22 protein-coding genes, 1 tRNA gene and 1 rRNA gene are annotated in these 22737 nt (G+C 71.3%); 12 read left to right on the forward strand and 12 right to left on the reverse strand.

The window, feature by feature from the left end; genetic code table 11:
* Nucleotides 1–58: 58 nt before the first annotated feature.
* Genes Q7T52_RS10280 through Q7T52_RS10290 form a run of 3 tightly spaced genes read right to left on the reverse strand, consistent with a single transcriptional unit; the run spans nt 59 to nt 2116 of the window.
* Nucleotides 59–469, reverse strand: a complete 411-nt coding sequence (locus tag Q7T52_RS10280) for a hypothetical protein (protein WP_304802082.1) — start codon at nt 467–469, stop codon at nt 59–61.
* On the reverse strand, nt 466–1866 hold the full coding sequence (locus Q7T52_RS10285; RefSeq protein ID WP_304802084.1) for a DUF4331 domain-containing protein: 1401 nt from the start codon (nt 1864–1866) through the stop codon (nt 466–468). Before Q7T52_RS10285 ends, Q7T52_RS10280 begins: the two co-directional genes overlap by 4 nt.
* Nucleotide 1867: 1 nt before the next feature.
* Nucleotides 1868–2116 carry a twin-arginine translocation signal domain-containing protein gene (locus Q7T52_RS10290; protein WP_304802086.1) on the reverse strand — a complete coding sequence of 83 codons (249 nt, stop codon included), beginning with the start codon at nt 2114–2116 and terminating at the stop codon, nt 1868–1870.
* Between the two features lie 173 nt (nt 2117–2289).
* Here Q7T52_RS10290 and Q7T52_RS10295 point away from each other — a divergent pair.
* The 3 genes from Q7T52_RS10295 (at nt 2290) to Q7T52_RS10305 (ending at nt 3811) form a co-directional block, all read left to right on the forward strand.
* A tRNA-Val gene (locus Q7T52_RS10295) sits at nt 2290–2364 on the forward strand.
* 15 nt (nt 2365–2379) lie between these two features.
* Entirely contained in the window at nt 2380–3201 is an 822-nt protein-coding gene (locus Q7T52_RS10300) for a carbon-nitrogen hydrolase family protein (protein ID WP_304802088.1), read from the forward strand.
* Nucleotides 3202–3298: 97 nt separating this feature from the next.
* Complete coding sequence (locus Q7T52_RS10305) at nt 3299–3811, forward strand: hypothetical protein (protein WP_304802090.1); 513 nt, start codon at nt 3299–3301, stop codon at nt 3809–3811.
* A 23-nt stretch (nt 3812–3834) separates the two neighbouring features.
* Here Q7T52_RS10305 and Q7T52_RS10310 read toward each other — a convergent pair whose 3' ends face one another.
* The 4 genes from Q7T52_RS10310 to Q7T52_RS10325 form a co-directional block, all read right to left on the reverse strand.
* Complete coding sequence (locus Q7T52_RS10310) at nt 3835–4137, reverse strand: DUF3467 domain-containing protein (RefSeq protein ID WP_304802092.1); 303 nt, start codon at nt 4135–4137, stop codon at nt 3835–3837.
* An 808-nt stretch (nt 4138–4945) separates the two neighbouring features.
* Nucleotides 4946–5410: a peroxiredoxin gene (locus Q7T52_RS10315; RefSeq protein ID WP_304802093.1), complete on the reverse strand. Its 465-nt coding sequence runs from the start codon at nt 5408–5410 to the stop codon at nt 4946–4948.
* A complete protein-coding gene (locus tag Q7T52_RS10320) occupies nt 5407–7026 on the reverse strand; it encodes an AMP-binding protein (protein WP_304802095.1) in 1620 nt (539 codons plus the stop codon). The genes Q7T52_RS10315 and Q7T52_RS10320 overlap by 4 nt, the downstream gene beginning before the upstream one ends.
* A gap of 42 nt (nt 7027–7068) precedes the next feature.
* Nucleotides 7069–7512: a DUF3052 domain-containing protein gene (locus tag Q7T52_RS10325; RefSeq protein WP_304802097.1), complete on the reverse strand. Its 444-nt coding sequence runs from the start codon at nt 7510–7512 to the stop codon at nt 7069–7071.
* Between the two features lie 301 nt (nt 7513–7813).
* On the opposite strand from Q7T52_RS10325, the gene aceE reads away from it, so the two are divergent.
* On the forward strand, nt 7814–10555 hold the full coding sequence (gene aceE / locus Q7T52_RS10330) for a pyruvate dehydrogenase (acetyl-transferring), homodimeric type (RefSeq protein WP_304802119.1): 2742 nt from the start codon (nt 7814–7816) through the stop codon (nt 10553–10555).
* Nucleotides 10556–11297: 742 nt separating this feature from the next.
* Here aceE and Q7T52_RS10335 read toward each other — a convergent pair.
* The gene (locus Q7T52_RS10335; protein ID WP_304802099.1) at nt 11298–12263 is read right to left on the reverse strand and encodes an alpha/beta fold hydrolase; all 966 of its coding nucleotides are present in this window, start codon (nt 12261–12263) and stop codon (nt 11298–11300) included.
* Between the two features lie 145 nt (nt 12264–12408).
* Here Q7T52_RS10335 and Q7T52_RS10340 point away from each other — a divergent pair, with 145 nt between their 5' ends.
* From Q7T52_RS10340 to Q7T52_RS10370, 7 genes are all read left to right on the forward strand, one after another.
* Nucleotides 12409–13620, forward strand: a complete 1212-nt coding sequence (locus tag Q7T52_RS10340) for a CdaR family transcriptional regulator (RefSeq protein WP_304802101.1) — start codon at nt 12409–12411, stop codon at nt 13618–13620.
* An 88-nt stretch (nt 13621–13708) separates the two neighbouring features.
* Nucleotides 13709–14893 carry an acyltransferase domain-containing protein gene (locus Q7T52_RS10345; RefSeq protein ID WP_304802103.1) on the forward strand — a complete coding sequence of 395 codons (1185 nt, stop codon included), beginning with the start codon at nt 13709–13711 and terminating at the stop codon, nt 14891–14893.
* Nucleotides 14890–15900 carry a beta-ketoacyl-ACP synthase III gene (locus Q7T52_RS10350; protein ID WP_370692315.1) on the forward strand — a complete coding sequence of 337 codons (1011 nt, stop codon included), beginning with the start codon at nt 14890–14892 and terminating at the stop codon, nt 15898–15900. The genes Q7T52_RS10345 and Q7T52_RS10350 overlap by 4 nt, the downstream gene beginning before the upstream one ends.
* A 35-nt stretch (nt 15901–15935) precedes the next feature.
* Nucleotides 15936–16181 carry an acyl carrier protein gene (locus Q7T52_RS10355; protein ID WP_148616033.1) on the forward strand — a complete coding sequence of 82 codons (246 nt, stop codon included), beginning with the start codon at nt 15936–15938 and terminating at the stop codon, nt 16179–16181.
* Complete coding sequence (locus Q7T52_RS10360) at nt 16181–17431, forward strand: beta-ketoacyl synthase (RefSeq protein WP_304802106.1); 1251 nt, start codon at nt 16181–16183, stop codon at nt 17429–17431. Before Q7T52_RS10355 ends, Q7T52_RS10360 begins: the two co-directional genes overlap by 1 nt.
* Before the next feature lie 11 nt (nt 17432–17442).
* On the forward strand, nt 17443–18876 hold the full coding sequence (locus Q7T52_RS10365) for an acyl-CoA carboxylase subunit beta (RefSeq protein ID WP_304802107.1): 1434 nt from the start codon (nt 17443–17445) through the stop codon (nt 18874–18876).
* A gap of 102 nt (nt 18877–18978) precedes the next feature.
* On the forward strand, nt 18979–19413 hold the full coding sequence (locus Q7T52_RS10370; RefSeq protein ID WP_304802109.1) for a hypothetical protein: 435 nt from the start codon (nt 18979–18981) through the stop codon (nt 19411–19413).
* Between the two features lie 16 nt (nt 19414–19429).
* Here Q7T52_RS10370 and Q7T52_RS10375 read toward each other — a convergent pair whose 3' ends face one another.
* Together Q7T52_RS10375 and Q7T52_RS10380 are read right to left on the reverse strand one after the other, a co-directional pair.
* The gene (locus tag Q7T52_RS10375) at nt 19430–19948 is read right to left on the reverse strand and encodes a DUF3145 domain-containing protein (RefSeq protein ID WP_304802111.1); all 519 of its coding nucleotides are present in this window, start codon (nt 19946–19948) and stop codon (nt 19430–19432) included.
* A 179-nt stretch (nt 19949–20127) separates the two neighbouring features.
* Nucleotides 20128–20994 (reverse strand): alpha/beta fold hydrolase, encoded by an 867-nt coding sequence (locus Q7T52_RS10380; protein WP_304802113.1) that lies wholly within the window; start codon nt 20992–20994, stop codon nt 20128–20130.
* 52 nt (nt 20995–21046) lie between these two features.
* Here Q7T52_RS10380 and Q7T52_RS10385 point away from each other — a divergent pair, with 52 nt between their 5' ends.
* A complete protein-coding gene (locus tag Q7T52_RS10385; RefSeq protein WP_304802115.1) occupies nt 21047–21565 on the forward strand; it encodes a hypothetical protein in 519 nt (172 codons plus the stop codon).
* A 6-nt stretch (nt 21566–21571) separates the two neighbouring features.
* Here the strand turns inward: Q7T52_RS10385 and Q7T52_RS10390 are convergent, their stop codons facing one another.
* Together Q7T52_RS10390 and rrf are read right to left on the reverse strand one after the other, a co-directional pair.
* Nucleotides 21572–22507, reverse strand: a complete 936-nt coding sequence (locus tag Q7T52_RS10390) for a tetratricopeptide repeat protein (RefSeq protein ID WP_304802117.1) — start codon at nt 22505–22507, stop codon at nt 21572–21574.
* Nucleotides 22508–22603: 96 nt separating this feature from the next.
* Nucleotides 22604–22720: ribosomal RNA gene (gene rrf / locus Q7T52_RS10395) — 5S ribosomal RNA — on the reverse strand.
* Between the last annotated feature and the right edge of the window lie 17 nt (nt 22721–22737).

The raw sequence follows: 22737 nt of genomic DNA on the forward strand, positions 1-22737 counted from the left end.
TGGTGTGTGGCCCACGCCCGGCCCTGGTGGAACAGGTGGAACAGGTGGAGCAGGTGGATCAGGCCGGCCAGGTCGCCTCGGTGACCTCGCCGCCGACGACGTCGACCTCCAGGGTCACGTCGTCGGTGCCCTTGAGCAGCAGCCGGTAGCGACCCTCGACGACCTCGGGATAGACGAGCGTCGGGATCTCGCGGCCGTCGGGCAGCGGTCGCCGTACGACGGCCACGTGCGGTCGATGGCCGTGGCCGTGGCCATGCCCGTGCCCGTGGTCGTCGTCGTGGTCGTGGTTGTCGCCCTTCCCCCAGGTCGCCAGGTCGACGTCCGACGGCACGATGTCGACCTCGACCCCGACCATCTCGACCGGCATCGTGACGATGACGGCTCCGACGTCGCCGCCGATGTCGAGGACCACCGGCCCGCTGCCCGCGTCGGGGTTCTCGGGCGAGTCGGGCCGGCGCTCCTCGGTCACGGCGCGGACGTCCCGGGGACCGTGTTGTAGCCGCTGCCGGGCAGCGGCATGAACGGGAACGCGTCGAGCAGCTCGGGGCGGTTGTCGTCCGTCGTGCCGTCCTCGAGCAGGGCCGCGGCCCCGTCGGGGGTGAAGCTCGGGTCGACGAGCGGGATCGTGGCGCCCGCGATGGCCTTGAGCTCGATGGCCACGACGTCGTCGCCGAGGCGACGGCCGTTGGGATAGCCGGCGAGGTCGTTGCCCAGGATGCCGAGCTTGTTCTCGGTCGCGGACGGCGGGATCGCCATGTTGAGGCGCAGCATGTCGGCCTTGACCGGTCCCGTGTAGTTCTGGAACCGGATCGGCTGGCCCTCGGCGTCCTTGAGCACGCCGTAGGGGATGCCGGTCAGCAGGATCGCGTTGAGGTCGGCCCGCGGCTTCGTGTAGGCGCCCAGGTTGGGGAACACGTTGGGGTAGAGCGCCGGCAGGAGCGCACCGAGCTCGGGCTTGTTGACGTACTTCTCGTAGGCCACGTCGCCGTTGGGCGGCTGGGTGTTCCAGTAGTCCTTCTCGGCCATCGGGACGACGACCTCGTTGAACAGCGGGTTGCCGAGACGCGAGACCTGCACGGCCGGACCGGAACCGGCGTACTTGCCGGTCTTGGCGTTGAAGACGCGCGCCGAGCGACGGCTGGTCGAGGACCAGACGCCGATGACGTTACGGCGGTTGAGGGCCGCGCCGTCCTGGTTGGCACCGTTGGCGGTCAGGTCGCTGGACGGCACCTGGATCGCGATCGTGTGCACGTTGTAGGACTGCACGGCGTTGACGCCGTCGGTCGCGGCCTGCGGGTAGGCGTGCAGGTTGCCGAACGGCCGCAGTGCGCCGAGGTCGAAGATGCTGCCCAGGTCGACCTGGAACGCGTCGGTGCGCTGACCGGCGAAGAACTTGCGACCGGACACGGTGCGGGTCGCCTGGTTGGCGAGCGCGGCGTAGTTGGGCGTGCTGCGCACGCCGACGTTGCACGGCGGCACCGGCAGGTTGCCGGTGATGGCCGTGGACTGGCCGTTCTTGACCCGGACGACGCTGTAGGTCTGCGGGCGGTTGTAGGACGTGCTCGTGATGCTGGTGATCGGCCCCGTGTTGTAGAGGAACGTGTTGGGGTTGCGGATCGCCGTCTTGAACCGGAACTGGTACTTGACGTTGGCCTCGGCCTTGTTGCCGTTCGAGACGTTGATCTCGTAGAGCACGTCGTCGGCGAACTCGTAGAAGTTCGGCCCGCCGTTGGGCTGCTGCAGCGGGATGAAGTTGCAGATGATGACGACCTGGTTGGCCTCGGTCGGGTGCATGAACGCATAGACGTCCGTGCTGTCTGCCGCCGGGTCCTTGGCGATCTCCGGTGCTTCTCTGTGGGAGCTCATCTCACTGGCCTCCCGCCGCGTTGAGGAGGCGGGTGGCGAGGTCGCGATCGTGGACGACGACCTCGCGCTCGCCGACGAGGAGTCGGACGGTGCCCTTGGTGTGGTCGTCGACGAGGGCGATGACGGGCTCCTTGGCGCGCTTGGCGCTGGGCTTGGCCTCGGCGGACGCCGCTGTGCCGAGCGCGGCGGCGGACGCGGCCGCGCCGACCCCGGCTGCGGCCAGGAACTTCCTTCTGCTGGTGTCACTCATGCGATTTGCCTCCCAAGGCAAGGTCGTCCGGCCCACGTGTAAGCCGGGTCACAGTCCGTTCGGTGCCACCGGCCGGACGGATGGGCCCCGGACGGGACGAACTTCACGCCGTTCCCACGAGGGTCGACCAGCGGCGGTCCCGGGCGCTTGTAGGCTGTGCCCCCGTCAGCCACGGGCGTGTAGCTCAGCGGTAGAGCCCCTCGCTTACAACGAGGTGGTCGGGGGTTCGATCCCCTCCGCGCCCACCACCAGAAGAGGGACCCGTGCGGATCGCGATCGCCCAGCTCCCCGTCACCGGCGACGCCCGCCGCAACGGTGCCGCCGTACGGCGGGCGATGCGCGCCGCCGCCGAGCAGGACGTCCGGCTGCTGCAGCTGCCCGAGGGCCTCCTGTCGGGCTATGCGCTCAACCCCGTCGAGGACTGGGCCGAGGTCGACTGGGACGTCGTCCGCGCCGAGCTCGAGGAGGTCGTCGCGCTCGCCGGCGAGCTGCGGCTCTGGGTGGTGCTCGGCTCCGCCCACCCGCTGACGCCCCCGCGCTGGCCGCACAACAGCCTCTACGTCATCTCCGACGAGGGCCGCCTCGTCGACCGCTACGACAAGCGGTTCGTCTCCCACACCGAGGTCACCCGGTTCTACACGGCCGGCTCGGAGCCCGTGGTCCTCGACGTCGACGGCTTCCGCTTCGGTTGCGCGATCTGCATCGAGGTCAACTTTCCCGAGGTGTTCGTCGAGTACGCCGGCCTCGGCGTCGACTGCGTGCTGCTGTCGGCCTACCCGGTGGACGCGACCTTCGCCGTCAAGGCCCGGGCCCACGCCGCGATCCACTGCACCTGGGTCGCCCTGGCCACGCCCAGCGACACCGCGTCCTTCATCGCCTCGGCGCTCTACGCCCCCAACGGCGACGTCGTCGACGAGGTCGAGGGGGCCGAGGGACTCCTCGTCGCCGACCTCGACCGGTCCGCCCCTGAGCTCGATGTGGCCCTGACCAAGGCCAAGCCGTGGCGGGCCATGGTGTCGGCCGACCCGGCCTACCGCAGCGGCGCCCCGGACGACCCGCGCAGCGTCGACCGCACCACCCTCTAGGAGCGCGACCCAGAGGGAGGGGGCGTGCCTGCGGGCATCGGGGTACCGGCCTCGTGGCCGACCTCCTGGCCCCGCGCCCACCGAAGGACACCACCTGATGCGCACCATCACGCAGCGACGCTCGGCGGCCGCCGTGGTCCTCGTCCTGACCGTCGTCCTGACCGTCGTCCTGACCGCCTGCGGGGTCACCGGAGACGAGAGCGGCCCCCGCAAGCCCACCCCGCCCGAGGGCACCGGCGGTCCCTCCACCGTCGGCACGCCGACCCCCACCGAGGAGCCCGCCGACGTGCGGCTCTTCCCCGGCGGCCGCTCGCTGGTCTCCTACGAGGGCGACCCGTCCTACCCCTGGCGCGTCGCCGTGGTCGACAACCGCTCAACGATCGACCGCGCCCTCGAGGTCGTCGGCTTCGACGACACCATGGACGTCCTCGACGTGGGGATCTACGACGACGTGATCGCGACCTGCGACGACCTCGACCAGGGCGCCGACGTCCTGGCCGGAGCCCGTCGTCACTGGGCCCGCGACCCCGCTTCCCCCATCGACGCCGCCCGGGCACGCCAGCTCGTGGAGGTCAGCACCCAGTACGCCTGCCCCGACCTGGCCCGCTGAGCCCGCGCCGCCAGCTCAGCCCGTCAGCTGAGCTTGCGGTCCGGGTTCTCCTGCTCCCACTGGCCCAGCTGCGCCTGCAGCGCCTTCATGACCTCCCACACCTGAGCCGCCGGGATCCGCACCCGCGTCACCACCTGCGCATCGATCCGCGCCACCGCACCCCCCTCGTCGGTCCGCGTCGGCGTCGGCGGCCGACTCATCGACACGAAGTCGAGGATGAACGTCTCGTTGTTGTGCCACACGCTCGCGAAGTCGGCGTAGTGCCCCTCCAGGTGCTCCGGCGGCACGTTGATGTTGAAAGCAGGCGACAGTGGCTCCTCGGTCATCCCGCCAGTCTGCCGTCACGGCGATCGACGCAGCACGCGAGCATCCCGACCCGACCTCACGAGGGGCGATCCGGGGCACAGGCGCCCGGGCCACACGACAGGCAACCACAGGGCGCACGTCGGGGCCGGCGGCCCGCCGCTCCGGTCGGGTCCGCCAGCCCGGGCCGGCGGCAGCGCTACCAGATGGAGCGGACCCGCGGAGCGAGGCCGCGGCTCCCGACAAGTCGGGATGCGCGGCAAAGGCGCCCGGGCCACACGAAGAAGCAACCACAGGGCGCATGTCGGGGCCGGCGGCCCGCCGCTCCGGTCGGGTCCGCCAGCCCGGGCCGGCGGCAGCGCTACCGGATGGAGCGGACCCGCGGAGCGAGGCCGCGGGCTCCCGACAAATCGGGATGCGCGGCAAAGGCGCCCGGGCCACACGAGGAAGCAACCACTGGGCGCACGTCGGGGGTCGGTGGCCGCCGATGCGGCCGTGCCCGCCAACCCAGACCGGCGGCAGCAACTACCAGGCAGTGCGGGCAACGCGCATCGAGCCACCGGCTCCCGACAAATCGACGGAGCGGAGCCCGCGCTGGTCACCCCCACGGAAGCCGGCGCGGGCTCCACAGGTCGTTCGGAGCAGTGCGAGGGCCGGATGGGGGCCCGTCAGAAAGAGGGAAAAATGAGTTGAACCGCTGGCGTCTCGGGTCACCAGCGGTTCAACGTGGAGAACATTACTGGCCGCCCGTCGGGCGTCAACACGTTCGGGCGAATGTTGGCCAGATTGGCCCCACCGGTCTAGACCCGGCGGCCGCTTTCCCCAGCCAGGTCAGGCGAGTGCGCGCAGCTGGGCGAGGTGCTCGTCGAGGTCGCGCGCCTGCGAGCTGGAGTTGTGCACGGCCCAACGGACGCGGCCCTCGCGGTCGATGACGTAGGAGGACCGCCGCGGGCAGCCGCGCTCCTCGTCGAGCACCTCGTAGGCGCGGCTGACCTCGCCGTGCGGCCAGAAGTCGCTGAGCAGCGGGAAGTTGAGACCGTCCTGGTCGGCGAACGCGCGCAGCGCGAACATCGGGTCGCACGACAGGCCGAGGACCTCGGTGTCGAAGGTCATGAACTCGTCGAGCCGGTCGCGGATGCCGGCCATCTCGCCGGTGCAGACGCCCGAGAACGCGTAGGGGTAGAAGAGGATGGCGACCGCCTTCTGCCCGCGGTACGACGACAGCGTGACGTCCTGGCCGAACTGGTCGCGCAGGGTGAAGTCGGGGGCGAGGCCTCCGAGCGAGAGTCCGCTCACTCGCTGTCAGACTGGGCGAGCTCGCGCTTGAGCACCTTGCCGGTCGCGTTGCGCGGCAGCTCGTCGAGGAACACGATCTCGCGCGGCACCTTGTAGCGCGCGAGGTTCTCCTTGACCCAGCCCTTGAGCTCGTCCTCGGAGACGTCGGCGTCGGCGCTGATGACCACGAAGGCCTTGAGTCGCTTGCCGAAGTCGTCGTCGTCGACGCCGACCGCGGCGACCTCGGTCACCGCGTCGTGGCGGGCGAGGCAGTCCTCGACCTCCTTGGGGAAGACGTTCTCGCCGCCGGACACGATCATCTCGTCGTCGCGGCCCTCGATGTAGAGGCGGCCGTCGTCACCGATCCGGCCGACGTCGCCCGACGACATCAGACCGTCGACGACCTCCTTGTGGCCGCCGCCGGTGTAGCCCTCGAAGAGCAGCCCGTTGCCGACGAAGATGCGCCCCGACGTGCCGTGGGCGACCTCATCGCCCTGGTCGTCGAGGATCTTGATCGTCGTGGCGAACGGCGCGCGGCCGGCCGTGCCGGGGTTGGCCCGCAGGTCGTCGGGGCCTGCGATGGCGGCGTAGGCCACCTCGGTCGAGCCGTAGGTCGAGTAGAGGTTGTCGCCGAAGCGGTCCATCCAGGTGGTCGCGAGGTCACCGGGCAGGGCCGAGCCCGAGCTGGCGACGACGCGGAGCCCGTCGAGGTCGTAGCGGTCCTGCGTCTCCTTCGGCAGGGCGAGGCAGCGCTGCAGCATCACCGGGATGACGGCGGCGGCCTGACAGCCCTCCTCCTCGATCGTCTGGAGGAAGCCCTCGGGGTCGAAGCGCCGGCGCAGCACGATGGTCGAGCCGAGCAGCATCGACAGGGCCATGTGGGCGTAGCCCCACGTGTGGAAGAGCGGGGCGGCCACGTGGACCTTCTGGCGGGACTTGAGCGGGATCGATCCGAGCAGCGCGACCGCCGCCTCGACGCCGGCCTCGCTGCGCGGCGCGCCCTTCGGCGTACCGGTCGTGCCCGAGGTGAGGATGATGATGCGGCCGTGCCGCGACGGCGGCTTCAGGTCGTGCGAGTCCTTGGACTCGATCAGCGACTCGAGCGTCGGTACGTCGCCCGCGTCGCCGTCGGTCCACGCCACGACCTGCAGGTCGACCGACGCCTCGGCGACCAGGCCGGCGAACTCCTCGTCGTAGATGAGGACCTTGGGCGCGTCGCGCTCGAGCACCTCGACGAGCTGCGGGCCGGCGAAAGCGGTGTTGAGGTAGATCGTGTCGGCGCCGAGCTTGGCGACCGCGATGCTCGCGTCGATGAAGCCGCGGTGGTTGCGGGCCATGATGGCCACGCCGTCGCCCTCCTCGACCCCGAGGTCGCGCAGCGCGTGGGCGAGCGAGTTGGAGCGAGCGTGCAGCTCGCCCCACGTGAGCTCGCCGAGCTCGTCGGCGACGCCGACGTCGTCGGGGACGCGGACGGCCAGCGACGTGAAGCCGCCGGCGGGGCCGGTGCCCCAGGACCGCAGGGTCCGGGCCAGCCGGGCCAGGGTGACCGGCGAGTAGGGACGGATGACCCCGGCACTTCCGAGGACCTTCAGGGAGGTGCCGGCGGCGACGGCGCCGGAGGTCAGCTTCTTGAGCACGGGGTCACCCTAGACCTGCCGGTCGCTGGGTCCGGAGCGACCTCAGCCGACGGTCTTGGGCGCCACGAGGCGGGTGGCCGACCAGTCCTTGCTCACCGCCGCGGACGTCGTCTGCGAGAGGCCGGCGATGGGCGCGGCCTCGGCGATGTCGGCGGCGTCGACGGCGTTGGGCCGACCGATCTTGGGCGTCAGCAGCCAGATCACGCCGCCCCCGACGAGGTCGGTCAGCGCCTCGACGAGCCCGTCGACCAGGTCGCCGTCCTCGTCGCGCCACCACAGCACGACCGCGTCGACCACGTTGCCGTAGTCGCCGTCGACCATGTCGGCGTCGATGGTGTCCTCGATGGCGACGCGCAGGGCGTCGTCGGTGTCGTTGTCCCAGCCGAGCTCCTGCACGACCATGCCGTTGGAGAGCCCGAGCCTCTCAGCGGGGCCCGTCTGGCCATTGCCTGTCTGGGTGGTGCCGCCACCGGCGGTCGAGCTCACGGGAGGTGCCTCCATCGTTCGGGGATGCTTCGGGGGTGCGTTCGGGTGGGGTTGTTGGGGCGTAGTCCATCGGAGAAGGGCCCAACCTGCAAGCGCCCGTTCGGGCGGACCACCCACTGGTCACCGCCGAGAGCCCTACTTACGGGTAGCCCAGCCGTCGATTCCACCACCCGCACGTGCGTGCAACGATGGTCGGGTGAGCGGCGAGACACCCACCTCCACCGACCAATCCGACAAGCCCGACCAGGGCAGCAGCACGAGCGGACCAGGCGACCAGACCCCACGGTCCACGGCCCGAGCAGTGATCCACGAGGGGCTGCCCACGCAGCTCCCCGACATCGACCCCGACGAGACGCAGGACTGGCTCGACTCGTTCGACTCGATGCTCGACGAGCGCGGCCGCGAGCGCGCGCGCTACGTCATGCTGCGCCTGCTCGAGCGGGCGCGCGAGACGCAGGTCGGCGTACCCGCCCTGCGCAGCACCGACTACATCAACACGATCCCGCCCGAGCGCGAGCCGTGGTTCCCCGGCGACTACGAGGTCGAGCAGCGGATCCGTGCGTTCCTGCGCTGGAACGCCGCCGTGATGGTCTCGAGCGCCAACCGCAAGGGCCTCGAGGTCGGCGGCCACATCGCGACCTACCAGTCGTCGGCCAGCCTCTACGAGGTCGGCTTCAACCACTTCTTCCGCGGCAAGGACGCCCCCGGCGGCGGTGACCAGGTCTACATCCAGGGTCACGCCTCCCCCGGCATCTACGCCCGCGCCTTCCTCGAGGGCCGGCTGTCCGAGCAGCAGCTCTACCGGTTCCGCCAGGAGGTCCAGCACGGACCCAACGCCGGTCTGTCGTCCTACCCCCACCCGCGGCTGATGCCCGAGTTTTGGGAGTTCCCGACGGTCTCGATGGGCCTGACCGCTCTCAACTCGATCTACCAGGCGCGCTTCAACCGCTACCTGCACAACCGTGGGATCAAGGACACCACCGAGCAGCGGGTGTTCGCGTTCCTCGGAGACGGCGAGATGGCCGAGCCCGAGTCGCTCGGCGCCATCCGGGTCGCGGCCCGCGAGGAGCTCGACAACCTCACGTGGGTCGTCAACTGCAACCTGCAACAGCTCGACGGGCCGGTCACCGGCAACGGCAAGATCATCCAGGAGCTCGAGGCCAACTTCCGTGGCGCGGGCTGGAACGTCATCAAGGTGATCTGGGGCCAGGGCTGGGACGCGCTGCTCGCGCGCGACGTCGACGGGGTGCTCGTCAACAAGATGAACACCACGCCCGACGGCGACTTCCAGACCTACTCGGTCGAGGACGGCGCCTACGTCCGTGAGAACTTCTTCGGACCCGACCCCCGCCTGCGCCGGATGGCCGAGCACATGAGCGACAGCCAGATCCAGAAGCTGCCCCGAGGCGGCCACGACTACCGCAAGGTCTACGCCGCGTTCGACGCCGCGACCAAGCACGTCGGCCAGCCGACGGTGATCCTGGCCAAGACCGTCAAGGGCTGGACCATCGACTCCCTGGAGGGCAAGAACGCCACCCACCAGATGAAGAAGCTGACCCAGGACGACCTCAAGCGCTTCCGCGACCGGCTCTACCTGCCGATCTCCGACCGCGACCTCGAGCGCTCCTACGAGGAGACCGGTGCCGCGCCGTTCTTCCACCCCGGCGCCAACTCCCCCGAGATCGAGTACATGATGCAGCGCCGTGAGGCCCTGGGCGGCTCGGTGCCGCGTCGCATCGTGCGCGCCAAGCCGCTGACGTTGCCCGGCGACAAGATGTACACCGAGCTCACCAAGGGCGGTGGCAAGCACGCGGTCGCCACCACCATGGCCTGCGTCCGGCTCCTCAAGGACTGGATGAAGGACCCCGAGATCGGCAAGCGCATCGTGCCGATCGCGCCCGACGAGTACCGCACGTTCGGCATGGACTCGATGTTCCCGAGCGCCAAGGTCTACAACCCGGGCGGCCAGCAGTACGAGTCGGTCGACCGCAAGCTGCTCCTCGCCTACAAGGAGTCGACGAGCGGCCAGATGCTCCACGAGGGCATCTCCGAGGCTGGCGCGATGGCGTCGGCGACCGCCGCCGGATCGGCGTACGCCACGCACGGCGAGCACATGATCCCGTTCTACATCTTCTACTCGATGTTCGGGTTCCAGCGCACCGGCGACTCGATCTGGGCCATGGCCGACCAGCTCTCGCGCGGCTTCCTCATCGGCGCCACCGCGGGCCGCACCACGCTGACCGGCGAGGGCCTCCAGCATGCCGACGGCCACTCCCCGCTGCTGGCGGCGAGCAACCCCGCGATCGTCCACTACGACCCGGCGTTCGCCTACGAGATCGGCCACATCATGCGGTCGGGCCTCGAGCGGATGTACGGCGAGGGCGGCGCCGACGGCACCGGAGAGAACGTGATCTTCTACATCACGGTCTACAACGAGCCCGTCGAGCAGCCCGCCCAGCCCGACGACGTCGACGTCGAGGGCATCCTGCGCGGCCTCCACAAGGTCTCGACGGGATCCGGTGACGAGGGTCCCCGCGTGCAGCTGATGGCGTCCGGCGTCGGCTTCCCGTGGATCAAGGAGGCTGCCCGCCTCCTCGCCGAGGAGTGGGGCGTCCAGGCTGACACCTGGTCGGTCACCTCGTGGAACGAGCTGGCCCGCGACGCCGTCGGTGCCGAGGACCACAACCTCCTCCACCCCGACGAGGCCCCGCGCGTCCCCTACGTCACCGACAAGCTCGAGGGCGCCAACGGCCCCTTCGTCGCCGTGTCCGACTACATGGCCGCCGTGCCCCTCCAGATCGCCCGCTGGGTCCCCGGTGACTACTGCGTCCTCGGCGCCGACGGGTTCGGCTTCGCCGACACCCGCCCCGCCGCCCGCCGGTTCTTCAACATCGACGCGCAGTCGGTCGTCGTCCGGGCCCTCCAGGCCCTCGCCGACGCCGGCGAGATCGACCCGGCCCTGGTGACCAAGGCGTTCCACCAGTACCGCATCGACGACCCCACCGCCGTGGCCGACGTGAAGCAGGAGGGTGCTGGGGCTTAGGCCGCTCGGTTTGTGGTGGCTTGGTCTCGGGTGGCCATAGGTCATTCGGGGTCGGGCTGTCCGCGCGCCTCGCATCCCGGGCCTCCCTGTCAAGGACGCCTTCGGCGCCGCTACGCGGTCGCAAAGCGATCCTTGACAGCGAGCCTCTCCCGGGATGCTTGAGGGCGCAGACAAGGGCGGGCTCCGCCGCGCCCTCGTCCGGCGCGGACAGCCCTCACCGGCACCACTGGTCACGCTGACCGGACGTTTCTCCCGGTTCTCGTACGAACCTTTGACCCGGAACCGGGAGATTCATCCCAGAACTTCACTCGTGGGGCTCGATCTGCGATCTCGGTTCGGATTCCGGACCAAGATCGAAGATCGAGACCGACCCGACACGTCTCCCTCACCGTTAGTGCGACTTACCCGCCCGTATTCGGGCGGGTGAGTCGTGCTGCCGGTGAGGAAGTCGCCGGACTCCCCCTGACCCGGGCCGGCGGTGCGTACGCCACCGAACCGGCACCTCGGACCGCCCGGAACGGTGGCTCACGCACCGCCGGGTCGGGTGGCCGCGCCAGCGGCGGCGAGCCGAGCTTGCGAGGCCTCGCCGTTGCGCGCCGAGCAGGAGACGCGGTCTGCTTCGCGCGCGGCCACCCGACCCGGACACCGCATGACCCCACGGAAGACACGTGGCTTCGAGGCTCGCTTCGCTCGCACCTCAGCCGACGTGGGCCCCACACCCCAGCCGAGGCGCCAGCAAAGCTCAGGCCGTGGTCGCCCGCGCCCGCGAGATCGACGTGACGCCGACCGGCGAGACCGGCCCGACCTGCCCGTTGCGCAACAGCGTGCGCCACTTGGCGCGCGAGTAGGTCGCGGGCTGCGTCGTACGGATCCAGTCGTGGACGATCTTGGCGAACCGCTCGGGGTGGTCCTTGTGCGGGAAGTGACCGGCGTTGGGGATGACCTCGACGCGCGCCTTGGGGGCGAGGGCGGCCGCGTTGCTGGCGTGGCGCACCGGGATCACGTGGTCGTCGCGACCCCAGACGACGGCCATGGGCATGGCGTCGGTGAGGTAGGCGCGGTCGGCCATGGTGACGATCTGGCCCTTCCAGTCCACGACAGCCTTGACCACGTGGCGGATCGCGGCGCGTGCGTGCGGGTCCTTGAACGACTCGTAGATGTCAGCGACCTCGCCGAGGTCGCGGGTGGCCTTGAGCCCGGTGGCCGAGGCGGCCTTGAGCCCGGCGACGCCGACGTGGCGTACGCCGGGCAGCGTGAGGAGGCCCATCACCTGGTGGAAGCCGGGGGTGGTGATCGCCCGGATGCCGGGGGTGACCTCGGGGCCGAGGCCACCGGAGGCGACGAGCATCATCCGCTCGGTGCGCTCGGGGAACTGGTAGGCGAACTGCATCGCCACGCCCCCACCGAAGCTGTGCCCCACGACGGTCACCTTGTCGATGTTGAGCACCGTGAGCAGGTCGCGCATGCCGTTGGCGTAGCCGCCGACGCTGTAGTCGGCGCGGGGCTTGGCCGACTGGCCGTGCCCGAGCAGGTCGGGGGCGATGACGGTGTAGCGATTGGCGAGCGCGTCGATGACCGGCTCCCAGGTCCGGTGGTCGCAGCCCAGGCCGTGGAGCAGCAGCAGGGCCGGGCCGGAACCGACCTTGACGTAGGCGCGTCGATGGCCGTGGATCGTGACATGCTGCACCTCGTGGCGCTTCTCGGTCATGCGACCTCCCCATCGACGACAGGTTCAGGATTCAACCAGAGGCGGATCCGCACCGTCCCGGTGTTGCGGGCAAACCGTCCGTTCGGGTGACATGCAAGCACCCGTTCGGTCACGTCCCGCACCCGGGTCGGACTACCGTTCCATCGTGTCCCCCCGACGGCCCCGCACCGACCGCGAGCGGGCCGCGACCGCACTGGTCCGGGCGAGCGGGTCCCTCAGCACCTCCGCGATGGCGCGGATGGAGGGCGAGAAGCCCTGGTTCCGCGACCTGAGCGCCGAGGAGCGCTCGTGGGTGGGTCAGATCGTCCAGGCCGGCATCCGGGCCTTCGTGGACTGGTACGGCGCCACCGAGGCCGATGCGTCGCAGTCCTTCGCCGTGGCCGCGTCCGTCTTCGGCGCCGCCCCGCGGGCCCTGGCCGGCACGATCAGCCTCCAGCAGACGGTCGAGCTGGTCCGACTCTCCATCGAGGTCGTCGAGCACGACGTGGACCGCATCGTCGACGCGGCCGACGTGCCCGACGTCCAGGCGGCGGTGCTGCGCTACGCCCGCGAGATCGCCTTCGCCACCGCCGAGGTCTACGCCCGTGCCGCCGAGATGCGCGGCGCCTGGGACGCCCGCCTCGAGGCGCTCGTCGTCGACGCCGTGCTGCGCGCCGAGGGCGACGAGACCATGCTGTCGCGGGCCTCGGCGCTCGGCTGGTCCGCCCGCGGCGACGTCACCGTCGTCCTCGGCAACCTGCCCGAGCGGCGTACCGACACCGACCTCTTCGACGCCGTACGCCGAGCCGCCCGCGACACGGGCATGGACGCGTTGTGCGCGGCGCAGGGCGACCGGCTCGTCGTGCTGCTCGGTGGGGTGGGCGACCCGCGTGTGGCGGGCGCTGCCCTCGAGGGGCTCTACGGCGAGGGACCGGTCGTCGTCGGTCCGGTGACCGACGACCTCCAGCACGCCCACGTCTCGGCCCGCGCCGCCATCGCCGCCCACCGCGCGGCCGCAGGCTGGCCCGACGCCCCGCGGCCGGTGCTGAGCAGCGAGCTGCTCCCCGAACGGGCCCTGGCCGGCGACGGCCACGCCCGCCGCCACCTGGTCGAGGACGTGTTCCTGCCGCTGGCCGGCGCCCGCGGCGGGCTCGCCGACTCGCTGGCGGCCTACCTCGCGCACGGCGGATCGATCGAGGGCACGGCCCGTGCGCTCTTCGTGCACCCCAACACCGTGCGCTACCGCATGCGCCAGGTCGCCGACCTGACCGGCTTCACCCCCAACCGCCCCCGTGACGCCCTCACCCTGCAGGTCGCGCTGATCCTCGGGCGACAGTCCGGTCGAATACCTGCCCCGGTATCGCCTGAGCCCGGGTGAATTTGTAGGAACCCGACAAACCTTCACCGGTCAGATTCGTGCGAGCCTGATGCGCGCCCGGAGCCGTCCGACCGGCAGAGTGATCCACGTGCTCGTGATCGTTGCCCCCGGACAAGGCGCCCAGACGCCCGGTTTCCTCGCCCCCTGGCTCGAGGACCGCGTCTTCGCGTCGCGCCTGCACTGGCTGTCGACCGTGGCCGGGATCGACCTCGCCCACCACGGCACGGTGTCCGATGCCGACACCATCCGCGACACGCGGATCGCCCAGCCCCTGCTGGTCGGCACGGCGCTCGTCGCCACCCTCGAGCTCTTCCCCCACCCCGGTGACGGCTTCAACCAGGTCGGCGCGGTCGCCGGCCACAGCGTCGGCGAGCTCGCGGCCGCGGTGGGCGCCCGGGCGATCAGCGCCGAGCAGGCCATGGTGCTGGTCCGCGAGCGCGGCATCGCCATGGCCGACGCCGCAGCGGCCACCCCGACCGGCATGACCGCCCTCCTCGGCGGTGACCGCGACGAGGTGCTCGCCGCCCTCGACAAGCACGGCCTGACCGCCGCCAACGACAACGGCCCGGGCCAGATCGTGGCGGCCGGCACCCTCGAGCAGCTCGAGGCGCTCAAGGCCGACCCGCCCGCCAAGGCGCGGCTGATGCCGCTGTCGGTGGCCGGCGCGTTCCACACCCACCACATGGCCCCCGCGGTCGACCACGTCGCCAAGCTGGCGCTCTCGGTCTCGACGCACGACCCACGCATCCCGCTCATCTCTAACCGTGACGGCCAGGTCATCCACGACGGCCGCGAGGTCCTCAAGCGCCTGGTGGGCCAGATCGCCAGCCCGGTCCGCTGGGACCTGTGCCTCGACGCGATGTCCGACCTCGGCGTCACGGGCATCCTCGAGATGCCGCCCGCCGGCACGCTCACCGGCATCGCCAAGCGCGCACTCAAGGGCGTCGAGACGTTCGCGCTCAAGACCCCCGACCAGCTCGACGACGCCCGCGCCTTCTGCGCCAAGCACGGCGAGGGCTCGCTCATCGACGTCACCCCGACCTGGCGGATGGTCGTCTCCCCCGCCAAGGGCACCTTCGGCATCGACCTGGCCGCCGCCGACGCCGACCTGCTCACCGCCGGCGCCGAGATCGGCGTCGTCAACAGCCTGCGCGACCGCATCCCCGTCCACGCCACCCACGGCGGCCAGGTCGTCGAGTGGCTCGTCGAGGACGGCGATCCCGTCGCCCCCGGCCAACCCCTGCTCCGCCTCCACCCCGAGGGCTCGGAGTGAGCGCCCCCGTGGGTCTCGCCACGGCGACCGGGTCGTCCTACGCCGCCCTGCTCGGCGTGGGTGCCTACCGCCCCGTCCGGCTCGTGCCCAACTCCGAGCTCGTCGAGGCCATCGACAGCAGCGACGAGTGGATCCAGCAGCGCTCGGGCATCAAGACCCGGCGCTTCGCAGGACCCGACGAGTCGGTGCAGATGATGAGCGTCGCCGCCGCCCGCGAGGCGCTGGAGCACGCCGGCATCGAGGCCGGGCAGGTCGACGCCGTCATCGTCGCGACCGTCAGCCACATGATGCAGACGCCGGCCATCGCGCCGGCGATCGCCCACGAGCTCGGCTGTGGCCAGCCCGTCGCCTTCGACATCTCCGCGGCGTGCGCCGGCTTCTGCCACGGTGTCGGCCTCGCCGCCGACATGGTGCGCGGTGGCAGCGCGCGCCACGTGCTGGTGATCGGCGTCGAGCGCCTCACCGACATCCTCGACCGCACCGACCGCGGCACCGCCTTCATCTTCGCCGACGGCGCCGGCGCCGTCGTCGTCGGACCGAGCGAGACCCCCGGCATCGGCCCGGTCGTCTGGGGCTCCGACGGCGAGCAGTTCGACTACATCCGGCAGACCGAGGACTGGCGCGACGTCATGACCTCCGACTCCCCCGTGATGCCGGCCCTGACCATGCAGGGCAGCGCCGTGTTCCGCTGGGCGTCCTTCGCGATGGCCAAGGTCGGGCTCGAGGCCGTCGAGCGTGCCGGGATCACCGTCGACGACCTCGACTGCTTCGTCCCCCACCAGGCCAACATGCGCATCACCGACGCCATGGCCCGCTCGATGAAGCTCCCAGCGACCGTCCGGATCGCCCGCGACGTCGCCGACCAGGGCAACACCTCGGCCGCGTCCGTGCCACTCGCCCTGCACCGCATGGTCCAGGAGGGCGACGCCCGCTCCGGCGACGTGGCCCTGCTCATCGCGTTCGGCGCCGGGCTGGCCTACGCCGCCCAGGTCGTCGTCGTCCCCTGAAGTTTCCACCACCCAACCCGTAGGAGAGAACCACCATGGCTACGACCGAAGAGATCCGCGCTGACCTCGCCGAGATCGTCAACGAGGTCGCGGGCATCGAGCCCGACGACGTCCAGCTCGACAAGTCCTTCGTCGACGACCTCGACGTCGACTCGCTGTCGATGGTCGAGGTGGTCGTCGCCGCCGAGGAGAAGTTCGGCGTCACGATCCCCGACGACGAGGTCAAGAACCTCAAGACCGTCGGTGACGCCGTCGCCTTCATCGAGCGCGCCACCGCCTGATGACCCCCAAGCGCGTCGTCGTCACCGGCCTCGGTACGACCAGTCCTCTCGGTGGCGACGTCCTCAGCACCTGGGAGGGCATGCTCGCCGGCCGCTCGGGCGTCCGTCACCTCGAGAACGACTGGGTCGCGGACCTGGCGGTGAAGATCGGCGCGCCGGTCGCGGTCGACCCGAGCGAGGTCCTCGAGCGGGTCAAGGCCCGCCGGATGGACCGCAGCACCCAGCTCGCCATGGTCGCCGCGATCGAGGCGTGGGCCGACTCGGGCCTCGACGCCGCCCAGGCGGCCGGCGACCTCGACGGCGACCGGGTGGGCGTCGCGATGGCCACCGGCATCGGTGGGGTCACGACCCTGCTCAGCAACTACGACACGATGAAGGAGAAGGGCCCGCGCCGGGTCTCCCCCCTCGCCGTGCCGATGCTGATGGCCAACGGTCCGGCCGCCAACATCAGCCTCCTCGTCGGCGCGCGGGCCGCGGTCAACACCCCGGTCTCGGCCTGCGCGTCGGGCAACGAGGCGATCGCGCTCGCGATCGACCAGATCCGGCTCGGCCGGGCCGACGTCGTCGTGGCCGGAGGCTGCGAGGCGGCAATCCACCCGCTGCCCATGGCCGCGTTCGCCAACATGATGGCGCTGTCCAAGAACGACGGTGACCCGACGACGGTCAGCCGTCCCTGGGACACCGCCCGTGACGGCTTCGTCCTCGGCGAGGGGGCCGGCGTGCTGGTCCTCGAGTCCGAGGAGCACGCCAAGGCCCGCGGCGCCCGCATCTACGCCGAGGTCCGCGGCGCCGGCATCACCGCCGACTCCCACGACATCGCTCAGCCCGACCCGGCCGGGCGCGGCGGCTCGCGCGCGATCAAGCGTGCCCTGCTCGAGTCCGACATCGACCCGTCGGCGATCAAGCACGTCAACGCCCACGCGACGTCCACGCCCCAGGGCGACATCGCCGAGGGCCTGATGCTCCACGCGACCCTGGGCTCGCACGCCAACGAGGTCGTCGTCACCAGCACCAAGTCGATGACCGGCCACCTCCTCGGTGGCGCTGGCGCGCTCGAGGCGGTCGCGACCGTGCTGGCCCTGCACCACCGGGTCTCGCCGCCGACGATCAACCTCGACGACCAGGACCCCCAGGTCGAGCTCGACATCGCCACCAAGGTGCGCGACCTGCCGCAGGGCGACATCGCCGCCCTCAACAACTCGTTCGGCTTCGGCGGCGCCAACGTCGCCGTCGTCTTCGCCTCGATCTAGGAGCACCACCCATGACGGTCCAGGCCCCCCAGAAGCCCGCCAAGCTGCCCCGGTCCGAGGACCCGCGCAACCCGGTCGCCCGGCTCACCGCGCTGCTCGACGAGGGCAGCCTCGAGCTGGTGACCGCCGACGACGACAGCGGCATGCTCGCCGCCGTCGGCACGGTCCACGGCGCCCGGGTCGTGGCGTTCTGCTCCGACGCCACCGTCATGGGCGGGGCGATGGGCGACGTCGGCTGTCGCGTCGTCGTCGAGGCCTACCACCGCGCGATGACCGACCAGCTGCCGATCATCGGTCTGTGGCACTCCGGCGGCGCACGCCTGGCCGAGGGTGTCCTCTCGCTGCACGCGGTCGGCCGCATCTTCCAGGTCATGACGCAGGCCTCGGGCAAGATCCCCCAGGTCTCGGTCGTCCTCGGCCCGGCCGCCGGCGGCGCGGCCTACGGCCCGGCGCTGACCGACTGCGTGATCCTCGGTCCCGAGGGCCGGATCTTCGTCACCGGGCCCGACGTGGTCCGCTCGGTGACCGGCGAGGCCGTCGACATGCTGCGCCTGGGAGGTCCCGAGCCCCACGGCCGGCGCTCCGGCGTCGTGCACATCCTGACCGACTCCGAGCAGGAGGCCCTCGACCGCGCCCGCACCGTCGCCTCCCTCCTCGGCGCCCAGGGCAGCCTCGTCGTCGACGACGTCGCCGACCGCGACCTCGAGGCCGTGCTGCCCGCGTCGCGCAAGCGTGCCTACGACGTCCACCCGCTCGTCGAGCAGATCCTCGACGACGGCACCGCTCAGGAGCTCCACGCCCGCTGGGCCCCCAACATCGTCACCGCCCTCGGCCGCTTCGGCGGTCGCACCGTCGGCGTGGTCGCCAACAACCCGCTGCGACTCGGTGGCTGCCTCGACTCCCTCTCGGCCGAGAAGGCCTCCCGCTTCGTGCGCACGTGCGACGCGTTCGGGGTTCCGCTCATCGTCGTCGTCGACGTCCCGGGCTACCTGCCCGGCGTCGGCCAGGAGTGGGACGGCGTCGTACGCCGGGGGGCCAAGCTGCTGCACGCCTTCGGCGAGTGCGTGGTCCCGCGGGTGACGCTGGTGACCCGCAAGACCTACGGCGGCGCCTACATCGCCATGAACTCCCGCTCGCTCGGCGCGACCAAGGTGTTCGCGTGGCCCGGCGCCGAGGTGGCCGTCATGGGCGCCGTCGCCGCGATCCGCGTGCTCCACCGTCGGCGCCTCGCCGAGGTCTCCCCCGACATCCGCCCCCAGGTCGAGGCCGAGCTGGCCGCCGAGCACGAGCGTCTCGCCGGCGGCGTCGACAAGGCCGTCGAGATCGGCGTCGTCGACGAGGTCGTCGCCCCGTCCCTCACCCGGTCGGCCATCGCTCGCGCGATCGACGAGGCCGTCCAGCGTGACGGCGTACGCCGCGGGGCCCACGGCAACATCCCGCTCTAGAACAGGCCCCAGGGCACCCGCTGGGGTGGGACCGCGTAACCACCGCCCATCCGGTCCGTTGGTAGTTTGACGAACGTCACACTGTCCACGGGAGGACGTCCCATGCTCCGCCGCTCGATCTTCACCACCCTCGTCTCGCTGCTGCTGGCCGCGGGGCTGATGACGGCGGCGCCCACGGCGAGGGCCGACGTGCCCTACGACAACAGCATCGGCATCATCAAGGTGCCCAACCAGGTGCGCAAGGGCAACTGCGCCAAGTACCGGCTGCGGTGGGACTTCAACCCGCCCTCGGACGAGTGGACGGTCATCGGCCGCATCCGCACTCCCAAGGGCTTCAGCATCGTCAGCCAGTTCTGGGACTCCAACTCGCCCAACAACCTCGGCCGCGAGAAGGGCCGACTCCGCATCCAGCTCTGCGGGTCGAGCGTCAAGCCGGGTCGCTACAAGGTCGAGATGCAGATGGTCTACAGCGTCGGTCGCAACACCTACACGGTCAACCGCCGACCGACCTACTTCCGGCTGCTGCGCCACCGCTGACCGGTCGAGCCGGTGGTCAGACCACCTGGTGCAGCCACCGGACGGGAGCGCCCTCGCCGGCGTGCCGGAAGGTCTCGAGCTCGTCGTCCCACGGCTTGCCGAGCAGCTTGTCGATCTCCACGACGAGGGTCGTGTCGCCGAGAGCGGCCTTGACGACGGCCGCCTTGAGGCGGTCCTCGGGGATCATGATGTCGCCGTGCATGCCGACGACGGCGTGGAAGACGCCGAGGTCGGGCGTGAACGAGTAGCGCGCCCCTTCGGTCGAGGCGGTGGGCTCCTCGGTCACCTCGAAGCGCAGGTGGTTCCAGCCGCGCAGCGCCGAGGCGATGGCGGCGGCAGAGCCGGCGACGCCGGACCAGGACAGCTCGGCGCGGTAGGTGCCCGACTGGGCCGGCTGGGGCGACCAGGTCGGGTTGGTGGGTACGCCGAGCACGCCGCCGACGGCCCATTCGATGTGCGGGCACAGCGCTGAAGGCGCTGAGTGCACGAAAAGGACGCCGCGGCTGGTGGTGCGGTCAGCAGTGCGTACGGTCACGACATCTCCTTCATCTCCGGCGCGAGCTACGCCTTCCCCAGCGGGCTCGTCAAGATGAGAGACAGTGACAGATGTGAAGTTAGACCTTCATTGTGACGCATGAGGCGCCTTCGCACCAGTGGAACGGGTGGAACGGGTGGGCTGGGTGGGCCGGGCCGCTGGCGGGCCGCCCAGGCTCATCAGCGTCGAGACGACCTCCTCGGCGATGCCGAGGCCGCCGAGGCGATGACGCTCAGTCGCGCGTCGGGCAGCCGGGCCACCACGTGCTCACCGTGCGAGAACGGGATGATGTGGTCGGCGTCGCCGTGCCACCACCGCACGGGCACCGTGACGTCGCGCAGCGCGAAGCCCCAGTCGCGGGTGAACAGGACCAGGTCGCTCAGGGGTGCGAGGGTCTGGAACCGCGCGCCGTTGAGGAGGTCGTCGAGGAACATCGCCTTGAACTCGGGCCGCGACAGCAGGTTCTTGTCACCGGACGGCTGGAACGCGGCGTAGAGGTCGAGCCCGGAGCCCGCGAGCGGCCGGACCAGCCGGATGGCGTTGGTGAGGGCGATGCCGAGGGGGACGCGGGTGGCGCGGAGCAGGGGCGCCAGCCGCACGGCGAGCTGGATGATGCCGCCCTCCGCGGCGTCCGGGCCGACCGTGGGAGCGACGCCACCCAGCACGCCGACCCCCAGCACGCGGTCGGGCAGCGCGGCACCTGCGGCCAGGGCGTAGGGGCCTCCCCCGGAGAGCCCCACGACCCGGGTGGTGTCGATGGCCAACGCGTCGAGCAGGAGCTCGAGGTCACCGGTCCAGTCGAGGATGTCGTCGTAGAGGTGGGGCGTGGACGACCCGATCCCGGGCCGGTCGATGCCGACGATCCGCAGCCCGTGCGCCTCGGCCTGGGCGCGGGCCTCGAGCGGGATCTGTCGCCGGGCACCCGGGGTCCCGTGCATCCAGATCAGCGCGTCACCGCGGGGTGAGCCGTACTCCGCAAAGCTGAGCCGCCGCTCCCCGCGCACGGCGACCGTGCCCTCGAGGGCTGGTCGCTTGACGTCGGTCATGGCCGGGATCATCGCACGCCACGCCGGCCCCGGTTGCGGATACATTGACCCGGTGTCGAGCATGGGGGCCCTCGAGATGTCGCGGCGTTCGCGGCTGCTGCTGGTCGGCGGCATCGTGCTGCTCGTGCTCGCCGGGCTGATGGCGTGGTGGCAGTCCACCGAGCCCGAGGCTCTTCCGCTGTCGGACACCCAGGTCAACGCCTCGACCCCGGTCGACCGGCCGGTCTATCTCGGGGTGTTCACGACCGGTGCCGGCTTCGGGCGCACCCTGCACGTCTCGGGCGTCAAGATCCGCGCGACCAGCAACACCGACGTCAGCCTGACCCCGCTGCTCTGCCGGGGCGGCAACATCGGGGTGACCACCGATCCCCAGGCGTTCTGCACGGAGCTGGTCGACCCGGAGGGCCAGGACCTCCAGGCGGGCGACAGCATCGTGCTCCAGGTCGTCAGCGACGAACCAGCCGTGGCCGTCGTCGAGCCGGTGCGGATCGCGTTTCGCGAGAGCCTGCGGTGGACGACGGTCCCGGCCGGCTCGAGCGCCGTGATCCGGGTCCTGCCGACGCAGTCCTAGACCTGGTCAGATCTGGTCGAGCCGGCGCTCGAGGTCGTCGGCGCGAGCCGCGGCGTCGGTGAGCTCCTCGGCGTCGATCGCATGCGTGCGGTGGAACCACGCGAGCGCGTCCTTCTCGCGGCCGGCGGCGACGAGCGTGTCGGCGTAGGCGTAGCGCAGGCGCACGACCCAGGCCTGACGACTGTTGCTCGTCAACGGAGCGAGCTCGAGGACCCGCAGGGCCGCATCGAGCTGGCCGAGGTCACGGCGGGCGCCGGACTCGACGAGCGTCATCTCGGCCTTGGGCTCCGGCGCGAAGTTGGCGACCGACGGGCTCTTGGCGAGCTTGATGGCCTGCTCGGGGTTGCCGAGCGCACGATGGCAGTCGGCCATGATGGGCAGGTAGGCCGTGGCTCCGTTCATCCGCTTGGCCGCACGCAGCTCGGCGAGCGCCTCGGCGTAGTGACCGGAGGCGTATGCCGCCTCACCGGTGGCCTCGCGGACCACCGCGAGGCGGGGGGCACGCGCTCGGGCGGCCAGGGTGTGCTTGTAGGCGGTCTCCGGGTCCTCGTCGACCAGCAGGCCGGCCGCAGCCAGGTGCCGGGCCACGCGGGCCGCCAGCTTCTCCGGGAGACCCTTGAGCTGGGAGGACACCGCGCGGTCGAGCTCGGCCCCGGTGACCTCGGGGGGCAACGGCGGACCGTCATAGATCGTCTGGTCGGTCGTGCGGGAGGCCTCGTGGCCGGCCGGACGCTTCCAGTCGTCGCGACGCGGGCCCCGGCTCGAGGAGCCGGCTCCGGGCTTGCCGCCACGGCTGTCGCCGCGGGCACCGCCCTTGGAGCCACCCTTCGCACCGCCTCGCGCGTCGGCCGGACGACCGCCGTCGCGGCGGGGACCGCCAGAGCCCTTGCCCTGGGGTCGTCCTTGGCCCGCTCCTGCGCGGGAACCACGCTCGTCGGCCACGATGGATCTCCCTCTTCACTTCGCTGACCCGCCCCAAGACGGACGGTGTGGAAAACAGAGTAGAGGCCACCTTTCGGTGGCCTCTACCCAATGTTTGTCCGGCGGCGTCCTACTCTCCCACAGCCTCGCGGCTGCAGTACCATCGGCGCTGGCAGGCTTAACTTCCGGGTTCGGTATGGGACCGGGTGTTTCCCTGTCGCTATGGCCGCCGTAACTCTGTGCACCCGCCT

Source organism: Nocardioides sp. (assembly GCF_030655615.1).
GTDB lineage: Bacteria > Actinomycetota > Actinomycetes > Propionibacteriales > Nocardioidaceae > Nocardioides.

Excerpts from the sequence above, each read along its gene's own strand:
- Q7T52_RS10285 (WP_304802084.1), bottom strand. The coding sequence starts at position 1,866 with ATGAGCTCCCACAGAGAAGCACCGGAGATCGCCAAGGACCCGGCGGCA.
- Q7T52_RS10290 (WP_304802086.1), bottom strand. The coding sequence starts at position 2,116 with ATGAGTGACACCAGCAGAAGGAAGTTCCTGGCCGCAGCCGGGGTCGGC.
- Q7T52_RS10305 (WP_304802090.1), top strand. The coding sequence starts at position 3,299 with ATGCGCACCATCACGCAGCGACGCTCGGCGGCCGCCGTGGTCCTCGTC.
- Q7T52_RS10310 (WP_304802092.1), bottom strand. The coding sequence starts at position 4,137 with ATGACCGAGGAGCCACTGTCGCCTGCTTTCAACATCAACGTGCCGCCG.
- Q7T52_RS10335 (WP_304802099.1), bottom strand. The coding sequence starts at position 12,263 with ATGACCGAGAAGCGCCACGAGGTGCAGCATGTCACGATCCACGGCCAT.
- Q7T52_RS10355 (WP_148616033.1), top strand. The coding sequence starts at position 15,936 with ATGGCTACGACCGAAGAGATCCGCGCTGACCTCGCCGAGATCGTCAAC.
- Q7T52_RS10360 (WP_304802106.1), top strand. The coding sequence starts at position 16,181 with ATGACCCCCAAGCGCGTCGTCGTCACCGGCCTCGGTACGACCAGTCCT.
- Q7T52_RS10365 (WP_304802107.1), top strand. The coding sequence starts at position 17,443 with ATGACGGTCCAGGCCCCCCAGAAGCCCGCCAAGCTGCCCCGGTCCGAG.
- Q7T52_RS10370 (WP_304802109.1), top strand. The coding sequence starts at position 18,979 with ATGCTCCGCCGCTCGATCTTCACCACCCTCGTCTCGCTGCTGCTGGCC.
- Q7T52_RS10380 (WP_304802113.1), bottom strand. The coding sequence starts at position 20,994 with ATGACCGACGTCAAGCGACCAGCCCTCGAGGGCACGGTCGCCGTGCGC.